The 14315-nt window shown below is 74.5% G+C and carries 2 protein-coding genes; both read left to right on the top strand.

The window, feature by feature from the left end:
- Nucleotides 1-66: 66 nt before the first annotated feature.
- Nucleotides 67-12600, top strand: a complete 12534-nt coding sequence (locus ACIA5C_RS48370; protein ID WP_396068121.1) for an SDR family NAD(P)-dependent oxidoreductase — start codon at nt 67-69, stop codon at nt 12598-12600.
- A 4-nt stretch (nt 12601-12604) separates the two neighbouring features.
- A partial coding sequence (locus tag ACIA5C_RS48365; RefSeq protein ID WP_396068120.1) for a type I polyketide synthase occupies nt 12605-14315 on the top strand: 1711 nt, incomplete at its 3' end.

The raw sequence follows: 14315 nt of genomic DNA, 5'->3' as shown, positions 1-14315 counted from the left end.
GGGGTGGCGGCCCGGTTCGGTGGCGGCCGGCGTTTGAATGTGTCGCATGCTTTCCATTCTGGGTTTATGGCTCCGGTGGCGGGTGAGTTCGCGGAGGTGGTGCGTGGTCTGGAGTTCGGTGTGGCTCGGTTGCCGGTGGGGTCGCCGGTGGAGGATCCGGAGTTCTTCGCCGGTCAGCTGACCGGGACGGTGCGCTTCGCGGACGCGATCACCGGGTTGTACGGGAAGGGCGTACGCCGGTTCGTCGAGATCAGCCCCCGATCCGTACTGGCCGGGTTGGTCCCGGACTGCGTCGGCGAAGAGGTGCTGACCACCGCGGCGACCGCCGAGGTGCGGGGCGTGCTGGGTGCCGCGGCCCGCCTGTGGACCGCCGGTGCGCCGCTGAACTGGGCCGATGTGCTCCGCGGGCACGGCTACCGGTGGGCCGACCTTCCGACCTACGCGTTCCGCCACACCCACTACTGGCTCGACCGTACGACCGCCGGCCATCCCCTCGGGGGAGTGGCCGTCGTCCTCGCCGATCCGGACAGTGTGGTGCTCACCGGCCGTGTCTCGAGCACCTCCCCGCGATGGCTGGCCGACCACCGCGTCAACGGCGAGGTCATCCTGCCCGGCACCGGCTGGGCCGAGCTGGCCATCGCGGCCGGTGACCAGGCCGGCTGCCCCCGCGTCGAGGAACTGACCCTGCTGGCCCCGCTGGTCCTGGGCGGCAGCGCGGTGACCGTCCAGGTGACGGCCGGACCGCCCGGGCCCGACGGCCACCGCCCGGTGACCATGCACTCCCGGCCCGCGAACGGCGAGCAGGTCCCGTGGACCCTGCACGCCCAGGGCACACTCGCCCCGGCCGGCGGCCGGGAGCCGGACGCGGCCGGCACCGGGTCCGGCGAGGAGATCGATCTGACCGGCTTCTACGCCGAACTGGCCGACGGCGGCCTGGACTACGGCCCCGCGTTCCAAGGCCTGAAACGGGCCTGGCGGGACGGCGACGACGTGCACGTCGAGGCGGAGATCGACGACGCCGGCTCGTACGGCCTGCACCCGGCCCTGTTCGACGCGGTCCTGCACGGCATCGCGCTCACCGGCGCCACCTCGGGCCGCCCGGCCGTGCCCTTCGCGTGGTCCGGGGTCGAGCTGTACGCCACGGGAGCCACCGCCGTGCGGGCCCGGATACGCGCGCTCGGCGAGGGCAGCGTGGCGGTACGGCTGACCGATGCGGCCGGGCAGCCGGTCGCCGACGTGGCCGCCCTCGCGGTACGCCCGGCCGGTGGGCAGATCGCCCGGGCCACCCCGGGAACGGTCTACCGGCCGGACTGGTATCCGATTCCCCTCGGCGACACGGCGGCCGCCCGGATCGTCGAGATCGAGCCGGGCACGACCGCCGAGGCCGTGCACGCCGCGACCCGCGATGTCCTCGCCGTACTCCAGGAGCCCACCGACGAGACGCTCGTGTTCGTTACGCGCGGTGCGATGCCGGTCGACGCGAACGGTGTCACGGACCTGGCCGGTGCCGCCGCCTGGGGTCTCGTACGCTCGGCTCAGGCGGAGAACCCGGACCGGTTCGTGCTGGTCGACACCGATGGCACCGTGGACCCGCGGCGGGCGGCCGGAACCGGTCGTTCCCAGGTCGGCGTGCGAGACGGGCAGCTCTTCGGCGCCCGGCTGGTGGCCGCCCGGCCGGCGACTGCACCCGGAGTCGTTGCCGGGACGGTGCTCGTGACGGGCGCGTTCGGCGCGATCGGGCGGATGCTCACCCGGCATCTGGTGAGCCACTACGGCGTACGCGACCTGATCCTCGCCGGGCGCACCGGCGGTGACGCCGGACCTCTCGTCGAACTCGGGGCGACGGTGACCGTGGCGGCCGTCGACGTCGCCGACCGGGCCGCCCTCGCGGCCGCCCTCGGTGACCGCCGGATCGACGCCGTGTTCCACCTCGCGGGCGTCCTGGACGACGGCGTGATCGGGTCGCTGACCGCCGAGCGGATCGACGCCGTGCTGCGACCCAAGGTGGACGCGGCGCTCCACCTGCACGAGCTCGCACCGGACGCCTCGATGTTCGTCGTCTTCTCTTCCGCGTCCGGCCTGCTCGGCGCGCCCGGCCAGGGCAACTACGCCGCCGCGAACGCCGCCCTCGACGGGCTCGCCGCCCTGCGTCACGCCCAGGGCCGCCCGGCCCGGTCCCTGGCCTGGCCGGCGTGGGCCGACGGCATGGCGGCCGGCCTGGACGACGCGTTCCGGCAGCGGCTCGCCCGGGGAGGGCTGACGCCGCTGGCCCCGGACGACGGTCTGGCCCTGCTCGACGCGGCCCTTGCCACCGACGAGCCCGTCCTGATGCCGGCCCGCCTCGACCTGGCCACGCTGCGTACCGAGCCGCAGGTACACGAGCTGCTGCGGGGCCTGGTGCCGGCCCGCCGCCGGCCCGCCGCCTCGGTCGTCGCCGCCGTCACCGGCGAGCGGCAGCTGCTCGATCTCGTCCGCGCGGCCGTCGCCGCCGTTCTCGGCTACCACGACGGCGAGGCGGTCGGGTCCACGCTGCCCTTCACCGATCTCGGCATCGACTCTCTCACCGCCGTCGAGCTGCGCAACGCGCTCTCGGCCACCCTCGGCCGCAAGCTGCCCGCCACCCTGGTCTTCGACTACGCGACCCCGGAGGCGGTGGCGCGATACCTGGCCGGCGAGTTCGCCGGCGCCCCGGACGAACCGGTGGCCGCGACCTCGGACACCGGCGAACCGCTCGCCGTCATCGGGATGAGCTGCCGCTATCCGGGCGGGGTGAACACGCCCGAGGACCTGTGGCGGATGGTCGACGAGGGGCGGGATGTGATCTCCGGGTTCCCGGTCGACCGCGGTTGGGACGTGGACGCGGTGTTCGACCCCTACCGGTCGCGGCCCGGAACCAGCTACACCGACCAGGGTGGCTTCCTGCGCGACGCGGCCGGCTTCGACGCGGCGTTCTTCGGGATCGGGCCCAACGAGGCGCTCGGCATGGACCCGCAGCAGCGGTTGCTGCTCGAGTCGGCGTGGGAGGCGATCGAGAACGCGGGCATCGATCCGGCCACGCTCCGCGACAGCGACACCGGGGTCTTCGCGGGGATGATGTATCACGACTACACGTTCAACAGCAGCACCGGTGCGATCGCGTCGGGCCGGGTCGCGTACGTGCTCGGGCTGCGTGGCCCCGCCCTCACCATCGATACCGCGTGTTCGTCCTCGCTGGTCGCACTGCACCTGGCCGCGCAATCGCTGCGCTCCGGCGAGTGCACGATGGCGCTCGCCGGCGGGGTCGCGGTGATGGCCACGCCGGAGATCTTCGTGGAGTTCAGCCGGCAGGGCGGGCTCTCGCCGGACGGACGCTGCCGGTCGTTCGCGGACGGCACCGACGGGACGAGCTGGAGCGAAGGCGTCGGCATGCTGCTCGTCGAACGGCTGTCCGACGCCGAACGGCTCGGGCACACGGTGCTCGGGGTGATCCGCGGAACCGCGGTCAACCAGGACGGCGCGTCGAACGGGCTGACCGCGCCGAACGGGCCGGCCCAGAAACGGGTCATCCAGCAGGCGCTCGCCAACGCCGGGCTGCGTCCCGCCGACGTCGACCTGGTGGAGGCACACGGCACCGGCACGGTCCTCGGCGATCCCGTCGAGGCGCAGGCGCTGCTCGAGACCTACGGGCAGGAGCGCGACGGCGAGCCGCTACGGCTCGGCTCGATCAAGTCCAATATGGGGCACACCCAGGCCGCCGCCGGCGTCGCCGGCATCATCAAGGTGATCCAGGCCATCCGGTACGGCATGATGCCGCGGACCCTGCACGTCGGAACCCCCACGACCATGGTGGACTGGTCGGCCGGTGCCGTCGAGCTCCTCACCTCGCCGGTCGAGTGGCCCGGGAGTGGCCGGGTCCGCCGGGCCGGCGTCTCCTCGTTCGGCATCAGCGGAACCAACGCGCACGTGATCGTCGAGCAGGCGCCGGACCCCTCCGAGTCCGGCCTCGCCCCGGTACCGCCGGCGGTTCTGCCGTACGCGATCGCGGCGCGCAGCCCGCAGGCGCTCCGGGCCCAGGCCCGGCGGCTCGCCGAGGTGGCGCGGGGCGGCGCCGATCTGGCCGGCGTCGCCCACGCCACGTTCACCACCCGTACCCTCTTCGAACACCGGGCCGCGGTCGTCGCCGCCGATCGGGACGACCTCGTCGCCGGCTTGGACGCGCTGGCCGGTGGCCGTCCCGCGCCGAACGCCGTCACGGTCACCGGCTCGCGCCCCGGCACCCCGCGGATCGTCTTCGTGTTCCCGGGCCAGGGTTCGCAGTGGGCCGGGATGGCGGTGGAACTCGCAGCCGCGTTTCCCGCCTTCGCCTCCGCGCTCGACGAATGTGGAGCCGCCCTCGCGCCGTACACCGGCTGGGATCTGCGGGCGGTGCTGCGTGGCGAGGACGGCGCTCCCGGCCTGGACGGGGTCGACGTGATTCAACCCGTTCTCTGGGCGGTGATGGTCTCGCTGGCCGCGGCCTGGCGTTCAGCCGGCGTCGTCGCGGACGCGGTCGTCGGCCATTCCCAGGGCGAGATCGCCGCCGCCGTGGTCGCCGGTGCCCTGTCGCTGCCGGAGGGCGCGCGGGTCGTGGCTCTGCGGAGCCGCGCCATCCGGGCCGGGCTGGCCGGCCGGGGCGGCATGATGTCGGTGGCGCTCCCCGCCGCCGAGGTACGCGAACTGCTCACCGACGGTCTTCAGCTGGCCGTGGTCAACAGCCCGTCCGCGGTGGTGCTCTGCGGCGACCCGGGTGTCCTGGCCCGCCTGCGCGAACGGCTGGAGACGGACGGGGTCCGCTCGCGGATCATCCCGGTCGACTACGCGTCGCACTCGGCCTACGTCGAAGAGATCCACGACCGGGTCACCGAGGAGCTGGACGGTCTCGCCCCGGCCCCCGCCGCCGTGCCGTTCTATTCCACCGTCACCGCGGAACGGCTGATCGGCGACGAGCTGGACGCCGACTACTGGTATCGCAACCTGCGCCGGACCGTCCGGTTCGAAGAGACCGTACGGTGCCTGTTCGACGACGGTCACGACCTCTTTCTCGAGATGAGCCCGCACCCGGGGCTGATCACCGCGATCCAGGAGACGGCCGAGGACGCCGGCCGGGCCGCCGCGACGGTCGCCTCGCTGCGCCGAGAGGACGGCGGCCTGCCGCGCATGATGCAGGCGTTCGCCGAGGCGGCCCTGCACGGAGCCCGGATCGACTGGGACCGGCTGCTCGGGCGGCCCGGGCGGGTGGCGCTGCCCACGTACGCCTTCCAGCACGAACGGTACTGGCTGGAGGCGTCGAACGGCGGTGATGTCACGGTGGCCGGCCTGGAGACCACCGGGCACCCGATCCTCGGGGCCGCCGTGGCCCTGCCGGACACCGGCGGCCTCGTGCTGACCGGCCGGCTCAGCCTCGCCGTCCAGCCGTGGCTCGCCGACCATGCCGTACGCGGCGCCGTGCTGGTCCCGGGCACCGCGCTCCTGGAGCTGGCGATGCGGGCGGCCGACGCGGCCGGCTGCGGGCGGGTCGACGAGCTGTCCCTGCTCGAGCCGCTGGCACTGGCCGAGCGGGGCGCGTTCAAGCTGCGGGTGACCGTCGGACCTCCCGCGGAGGACGGCCGGCGGCCGATCGCCGTCCACTCCCGGCCGGACGAGGCCGCTCCCGACACTCCCTGGACCACCCACGCGACCGGCTCCGTCGCTCCCGGGGGAACCGATCCCGGGCCGGCCGAGCCGTGGCCGCCGTCCGGCGCCGCCGCGGTCGACCTCGCCTCCTGGTACGACGACCTGGCCGCGGCGGGCCTCGAGTACGGCCCGGTCTTCCGCGGGCTGCGGACCGCATGGCGGCACGGGGACGACGTGTACGCCGAGGTCGCGCTCCCCGAGGGCACCCGCCTCCAGGGGTACGTCCTGCACCCGGCCCTGCTGGACGCCGCGCTGCACGCCACGGGGCTGGCCGGCGTGGTCGGCGAGGGCGTGTCGGTGCCGTTCGAGTTCGGCGGCGTCTCGTGCTGGGCGACCGGCGCGCGGACCGCCCGGGTGCGGGTGCGCCGGCTCGGCGAGGGCCGGGCCGAGGTGCTGCTGGCCGACGCGGGCGGCGAGCGGATCGCGGCGATCGACTCCCTGGTGCTGCGGGAGCTGCCGGTGACCGGCGGCGGGCGGTCCGCGGTCCGGGACTCGCTCTTCGCGGTGGGCTGGACCCCGGTGGAGCCGGGCGGAGCGGCGATCGACGGCCGCGTATTCGAGCCGGGACCGGGCGACGTCCACGAGGTCGCTCGGCGCACGCTGGCCGGGCTGCGGGAATTCCTGGCCGGCGACGAGGGGCGGCTGATCGTGCGTACGGGCGACGATCCGGCCGCCGCCGCGGCCGGTGGGCTGGTCCGGTCCGCCCAGTCCGAAAACCCGGGCCGGATCGTGCTCGTCGACGGCGCCCCCGGCGACCTGCCGCTCGCGCTGGCGACCGGCGAGCCGGAGGTCCGGGTGCGCGACGGGGTGGCGTATGGGCGCCGCCTGGTGCGGGTTCCGGTCGATCTGCCGTCCGAACTGCCGCCGTTCGGCGCTCCCGGCGGCACGGTCCTGGTCACCGGCGGCGTCGGTACGCTCGGCACCCTGCTCTGCCGTCACCTGGTGAACCGGCGCGGCGTCACCCGGCTCCTGCTGATCTCCCGCGGTGGCATGGCGACCCCGGGCGCGGCCGAGCTGGTCGCCGAACTGGAGGCGGAGGTGACCGTCGCCGCGTGCGACATCACCGACCGAGACGCCCTGGCCGCCGTGCTCGACGGCGTCGATCTCACCGCGGTCGTGCACGCGGCGGGAGTCCTCGACGACGGTGTCCTCGAATCGCTCACCGCGGAACGCCTCGACCGGGTGCTCGCGCCCAAGGTGGACGGGGCGCTGCACCTGCACGAGCTGACGGCCGGGATGAACCTGACCGAGTTCGTGCTGTTCTCCTCGGCCGGTGGCGTACTCGGCGCGCCCGGGCAGGCGAACTACGCGGCCGCGAACGCCTTCCTGGACGCCCTCGCCGAGCAGCGCCGGGCGGCCGGGTTGCCCGGCACCTCGCTGGCGTGGGGCCTGTGGGCGGACGGCAGCGACATGACCCGCGACGCGGACAGCGGGCGGATCGCCCGCAGCGGCGTGCTGCCGCTCACCCCGGAGGCCGGGCTGGCCCTGTTCGACGCCGCCGCGTACGCCCCGGTGCCGGCCCTCGTCCCGATGGCGCTCGACTTCCGCGCCGCCGGTCCCGAGGTGCCGCCCATCCTCCGGCACCTCCTGCATCCCGGCGTGACCCGCCGCACGGCGGTCGCGGTCGCCGTGGACACGCTCGACGAGGAAGCCGTGCTCGGCCTGGTCCGCGCGGAGACCGCCGCCGTCCTCGGTCACGACAGCGCCGACGCCGTCGATACCGGGCGCGCGTTCCGCGATCTCGGCTTCGACTCCCTGGCCGCGTTGAACTTCCGCAACCGGATCCGGGAGGTTCTGGGGCTCAAGGTCCCGGCCACGCTGGTCTTCGACCATCCCACCCCGGCCGTCCTCGCCCGGTACCTGCTCGGCGAGCTGTCCGGGGCGGGACGCGCCGTCACCGTGGCACCCTCCACCCCGGTGGACGGCGATCCGGTCGCGATCGTGGCGATGAGCTGCCGGTACCCGGGCGGCGTGAACTCGCCCGAGGATCTGTGGCGGATGGTCGACGAGGGCCGGGACGTGGTGACCGGCTTCCCGGCCGACCGGGGATGGGACCTGGGCCGCCTGTACGACCCCACCGGCTCCCGGCCCGACACCAGCTACATCGACCAGGGTGGCTTCCTGGAGGACGCGGCCGGGTTCGACGCCGCCTTCTTCGGGATCAGCCCGAACGAGGCCCTCGCCATGGACCCGCAGCAGCGGCTGCTGCTCGAATCGTCGTGGGAGGTGCTGGAGCGGGCGGGCATCGACCCGGCTTCCCTGCGAGGTACGAACACCGGGATCTACGCCGGGCTGATGTTCCACGACTATCCGCACAACGACGCCACCGGTTCGATCGCCTCCGGCCGGATCGCCTACTTCCTGGGCACCGAGGGGCCGGCCGTCACGATCGATACCGCGTGCTCGTCGTCGCTGGTCGCTATGCACCTGGCCGCCCAGTCGTTGCGTACCGGCGAAACGTCGCTGGCCCTGGCCGGAGGCGTGGCGGTGATGGCCGGGCCCGGCATGTTCGTCGAGTTCAGCCGGCAGCGCGGTCTCGCCCGGGACGGCCGCTGCCGGTCGTTCTCCGGCGACGCCGACGGAACCGGCTGGGCCGAGGGCGTCGGGATGCTGCTGCTGGAGCGGCTCTCCGACGCGCGCCGCCGCGGGCACCCGGTGCTCGCCGTGCTGAAGGGGTCGGCGGTCAACCAGGACGGGGCGTCGAACGGACTCACCGCCCCGAACGGCCCGTCCCAGGAACGGGTTATCCGGCAGGCACTGGCGGCGGCCGGGCTCGGTCCCGCCGATGTGGACGCGGTCGAGGCGCACGGCACCGGCACCAGGCTCGGGGATCCGATCGAGGCGCAGGCGCTGCTCGCCACGTACGGGCAGGATCGTCCGGACGATCGGCCGCTCTGGCTGGGTTCCGTCAAGTCGAACATGGGTCACGCGCAGTCGGCAGCCGGCGTGGCCGGGATCATCAAGATGATCGAGGCGATGCGGTACGGCGTCCTCCCGCGCACCCTGCACGTCAGCGAGCCGACGCCCGTCGTGGACTGGTCGGCCGGGAACGTACGGCTGCTGACCGCACCGGTGGCGTGGCCCTCGGCCGGGCGCCCGCGCCGCGCCGCCGTGTCGTCGTTCGGCATCAGCGGCACCAACGCGCACGTCATCCTCGAGCAGGCCCCGGAGCTCGAGACCGGGCCCGCGGCGACCGGTCTTCCGGCGGTGCCGCTGGTGCTGTCGGCGAGGACTCCGGAAGCGCTGGCCGCCGCCGCCGAGCGGCTCGCCGGTGCCGTACGGGACCACGAACCCCTCGACGTGGCGTGGTCCCTGGCCACCGGCCGGTCGCGCCTCGGCCACCGGGCCGTCGTGGTCGCGTCCGGCCGGGATGCTCTGTTGGCCGGGCTCCGTGACGTCACCGCGTCGAGATCGGCGGCCCGGGGCCGCCTCGCGATGCTGTTCACCGGGCAGGGTTCGCAGCGCATCGGCATGGGACGTGAGCTCTACGACGCGTTCCCGGTCTTCGCGCGCTCGCTCGACGCCGCGGTCCAGGAGCTCGACCAGTATCTGGACCGGCCGTTGCTCGACGTGACGTGGGGCGACGACCAGGAACTCCTCGACCGCACGGCGTACGCCCAGAGCGCGCTGTTCGCCCTGGAGATCTCGCTCTACCGCCTCGTCGAGTCCTGGGGCATCCGGCCCGACGTGCTCGCCGGGCACTCGATCGGCGAGATCGTCGCCGCCCGGGTCGCTGGCGTGCTGTCGCTTCCGGCCGCCGCCCGCCTGGTCACCGCCCGCGGCAACCTCATGCAGGCGCTGCCCGCGGGCGGCGCAATGATCGCGCTGGAGGCGGCCGAGGGCGAGGTGCTGCCGCTGCTCGGCCCGGAGACCAGCATCGCCGCCGTCAACGGCCCCCGCGCGGTCGTCGTCTCCGGGGCCGATCCCGCGGTGAGCGAGATCGCCGGCCGGTTCGCGGCGCTCGGGCGGCGGGTGCGGCGGCTCCCGGTGTCGCACGCGTTCCACTCACCGTTGATGGAACCGATGCTCGACGAGTTCCGTGCGGTCGTAGGCGAGCTGGAGTTCAGCGAGCCGGCCATCCCGCTCGTCTCCGCCGTGACCGGCGAGGTCGGTGCCGGACCGGCCGCCCCCGAGTACTGGGTGCGGCACGTACGGGAGGCCGTCCGGTTCCACGACGCCCTGGGCGCGCTCGGTGTGTCGCGCACGCTGGAGCTGGGGCCGGACGGAGTGCTCACCGCTCTCGTACCGGAGGACGTGCCGGCGGTCAGCTCGTTGCGTCGTGGGCGGCCCGAGGTGGAGAGCCTTCTCCGGGCGGCCGGCGACCTGCATGCGGCCGGTACGGACGTGGACTGGGGCGTGGTGCTCGGCGGTCGCGGCGCACGGTGGGCCGACCTGCCGACGTACGCGTTCGAGCACCGGCCGTACTGGCTGACCCCCGACCACGCCGACTCCCGGCCCGGGCACCCGCTGGCCGGCGTCGCGACCACCGTGGCCGGCACCGGCGAGGTTCTGTTCACCGGTACCGTCTCGGCGGCCTCCCACCCGTGGCTCGCCGACCATGCGATTGCCGGGACGGTGCTGCTGCCCGGCACCGGTTTCATCGAGATGGTGCTGCGGGCCGGCGCCGAGGCGGGTTGCCCGCGGCTGTGTGACCTCACCGTCGAGGCGCCGCTGATCCTCGACGATCCGCGCGTGGTGCAGGTACGCGTGGGCGAGCCGGACGAGGACGAGTGCCGCCCGGCCACCGTGCACAGCCGGGGCGCCGACGACACCGAGTGGATCCGCCACGCGTCCGGATCCGTCGCCGTGAACGGGGCGGCCGAGGGGGAGGATCTGCTCGATTGGCCGCCACCGGGGGCCGAGCCGCTGCCGCTGGACGGCTTCTACGACGAACTGCCGATGAACTACGGCCCGGCGTTCCGGGGCCTCACCGCGGTGTGGAGAAGCGGCGGTGACGTCCTCGCCGAGGTGGCTCTGCCGGACGATCTCGCCGCCGACGGGTACGGCCTGCACCCCGCCCTGGCCGATGCCGCGCTGCACGCCATCGCGTTCGCCGGCGTCGATCAGGACCGGCTCGCCGTCCCGTTCGCGTTCAGTGACGTCACGGTTCACGCGGCCGGCGGTACGGCCGCGCGGGTACGCGTCGAGCCGGTGGACGACGGCTACCGGCTCACCCTCGCGGATCGTTCCGGGCTGCCGCTCGCCACGGTCGGGCGGATCGCCCTCCGCGAGTTCGATCCGGCCCAGTTGCGTGGCGGCCCGCGGGCGGCGCGCTCACTGTTCCGGGTCGACTGGCAGGCCGTGCCGGGGACGCCGGTCGAGGGCCCGGTTCCGCCGGTGGTCACGGTGGGCGCCGGGAACGACGTCGAGGCCGTCCATAACGCCCTGCGACGATCGCTGGCCGAGATCCGGTTGCGGCTGGCCGCCGACGATGCCGGGCATTTCGTCGTACGGGTCGGGGACAACCTCGCCGGCGCGGCGGTCGGCGGCCTGGTCCGGTCGGCGCAGGCCGAGCACCCGGGCCGCATCGTGCTGGTCGAGGGCGACGTGGACCTTGCGCTGACCGCCGGCGAGCCGGAGGCGGCGGCCCGGGACGGCCGGGTGTACGTGCGCCGGCTGGTACCCGTATCCGAGACCCCGGCGTCGCCCGGTCCCTTCGCGGGGGACGGAACCGTCCTGGTCACCGGCGCGGGCGGCGCGCTCGGCCGGATCGTCGTCCGGCACCTGGTCGAGAAGCGGGGCGTACGCCGCCTTCTGCTTTTGGCCCGGCGCGGGCTCGCCACCCCGGGCCTGCCCGAGCTGGTGGCCTCGCTGGACGCCCGGATCGACGTGGCCGAGTGCGACGTCACCGACCGCAATGCGCTGGAGGCCGTGATCCCGGCCGACGGCTCCCTCACCGGCATCGTGCATCTCGCGGGCGTTCTCGACGACGGGGTGGTGACCGCCCTGACCCCCGGACGCGTGGACCGGGTGCTGGGCCCCAAGCTGGACGCCGCGCTGCACCTCCACGAGCTCACCGCCGGGCATCCGATCGCCGAGTTCCTCCTGTTCTCGTCGGCCGCCGGCGTGGTCGGCAACGCAGGGCAGGCCGCCTACGCCGCCGCGAACGCCGCCCTGGACGCACTGGCCGCCCGCCGCCGCGCCGCCGGGCTTCCGGCCCGATCGGTGGCCTGGGGCCTGTGGGCGACCGAGGAGGGCATGGCCGGGACGCTGGACGCCACCGCCCGCCGGCGGTTCGGCGGTCAGGCGCTCGCCGTGGCCGAGGGCCTCGAACTGCTCGACGCCGCGACCGGCCTGGACTCGCCGGTGCTGATGGCGGCCCGGCTCGACCTGCGTGGCATGGCCGAGTCCGGCGACGTGCCACCGCTGTTCCGGTCGCTGGTCCGGCCCCGCGCCGCCGCTTCCGGCCGGGCGTTCGTACGGCGGCTCGCGAAGCTGCCGGCGTCCCGGCGGGGTCCGGCGATGGTGGATCTCGTGCAGTCCGCGGTCGCGGTCACGCTCGGCCATTCCGGGCGCGAGCAGATCGACCCGCAGCAGGCGTTCAGCGACCTCGGATTCGACTCGCTCAGCGCCGTCGAGCTGCGCAACCGGCTCGCCGCGGCGACCGGGCTCGGCCTGGCGCCCACGCTGGTCTTCGACCACCCGAACGTGACCGCGCTGGCCAAGTTCCTGGACGGTGAGCTCGCCGGCGAATCGGGCGCCCCCGAGGAGGAGAGCGAGGAGGACCGGATCCGCCGGGCCCTCGCCACCGTGCCGCTGGATCGCCTGCGCCGCTCCGGGCTCCTCGACGAGTTGCTGGGCCCGGACGGCCCGTCCACGCGGGAACCTTCCGAGACGATCGACGAGATGGATGCCGACGCTCTGATCGGGCTCGCGCTCGGCGACGACCGTACCGACGACGAGGAGTGACACGATGACCTCCGCCTCCGAGGCCAAGCTGGTCGAGGCCCTCCGAACCTCGCTCAAGCAGAACGAGCGGCTGCGCGACCGGCTCCGCCGGGGCAGCGAGCCGATCGCCATCGTCGGTATGGCGTGCCGGTTTCCGGGTGGGGTCGGCTCGCCCGAGGATCTTTGGCGCCTGGTCGACGAAGGGGGCGACGCGATCGGATCGTTCCCGAAGGACCGCGGCTGGGAGGTATCCCGCATCCACGACCCGGAAGGCTCGCGGCCGCACACCACGTACGTGGATCGGGGCGGGTTCCTGGACGATGCGGCCGGCTTCGACGCGGGCCTGTTCGGGATCAGCCCGCGCGAGGCTCTCGTCACCGACCCGCAGCAACGCCAGCTGCTGGAGGTGTCGTGGGAGGCTCTGGAACGCGCGGGAATCGACCCGCGGTCGCTGCGCGGACGGCCGGTCGGGGTGTTCGCCGGCGCGATGTACCACGACTATCCGGCCAACGCGAACACCGGCTCGATCCTGTCCGGCCGGATCGCGTACGTGCTCGGGCTCGAAGGACCGGCCGTCACGGTGGACACCGCGTGCTCGTCGTCGCTGGTCGCCCTGCACTGGGCGGCGCAGGCGCTGCGCCGCGGCGACTGCGAGATCGCGCTGGTCGGTGGGGTGACCGTGATGGCCACCCCGGAGACCTTCATCGCGTTCAGCGAGCAGAAAGGATTGTCGCCGGACGGCCGGTGCCGGTCGTTCGGGGACGATGCCGACGGCACGGGCTGGGCCGAGGGCGCCGCGATGCTGGTCGTCCAGCCGCTGGCCGACGCGGTCGCGGCCGGGCGCCCGGTGCTGGCCGTGATGCGGGGCAGCGCGGTCGGATCGGACGGGGCGTCGAACGGTCTGACCGCGCCCTCGGGGCCGGCGCAGCAACGCGTGATCCGGGCCGCGCTGGCCGACGCCGGGCTGTCGCCCGCCGACGTCGACGTCGTCGAGGGCCACGGCACGGGAACAGTTCTGGGTGACCCGATCGAGGTCGGCGCGCTGGTCGAGGTGTACGGGCGCGGGCGGGCCGGCGTTCCGCTGCTGCTCGGATCGCTCAAGTCGAACATCGGGCATGCCCAGGCCGCATCCGGAGTGGGCGGGATCATCAAGGTCGTAGAGGCGTTGCGGCGCGGTGTGGTCCCACGGTCGCTGCACAGCACGCCGGTGTCGTCGCGCGTGGAGTGGACCGGCGTCGAAGTGGTGTCGGAGCCACGGCCCTGGCCGCCGCTGTCCCGGCCCGGCCGGGCCGGGGTGTCGTCGTTCGGGATCTCCGGCACCAACGCGCACGTGATCGTGGAGGCGTTCCCGGCCGAGCCGCCGGGTCCGGACCGGGAGTCCCTGCCGGTCACGCCGATCGTGGTCTCGGGCGAGGGCGGGGCGGACCGTCAGGCCGGGCGGCTGGCGCAGTGGCTGGCCACGGCCGACGAGCCCGATACCGGGGACATCGCATGGTCGCTGGCCTCGGGCCGCGCGGTGCTCCGGAACCGGGCGGTCGTGCTCGCGCGTGACGTCCACGAGGCCCGGCGCGGTCTCGAGACGCTGGCGGACGGCTCGCCCGGAGCCGGGGTGATCACCGGTGGCGCCGTGAGCGGGAAGGTCGGCGTCCTGTTCGGCGGGCAGGGTGGCCAGGTCGCCGGGATGGGCCGGGAGCTGTGCGAGGCGTTTCCGGTGTTCGCGTCGGTGTGGGAGGAGG

Source organism: Actinoplanes sp. NPDC051343, assembly GCF_044455125.1.
Classification (GTDB): domain Bacteria; phylum Actinomycetota; class Actinomycetes; order Mycobacteriales; family Micromonosporaceae; genus Actinoplanes.
This window is presented reverse-complemented; position numbering and strand designations above follow the sequence as displayed.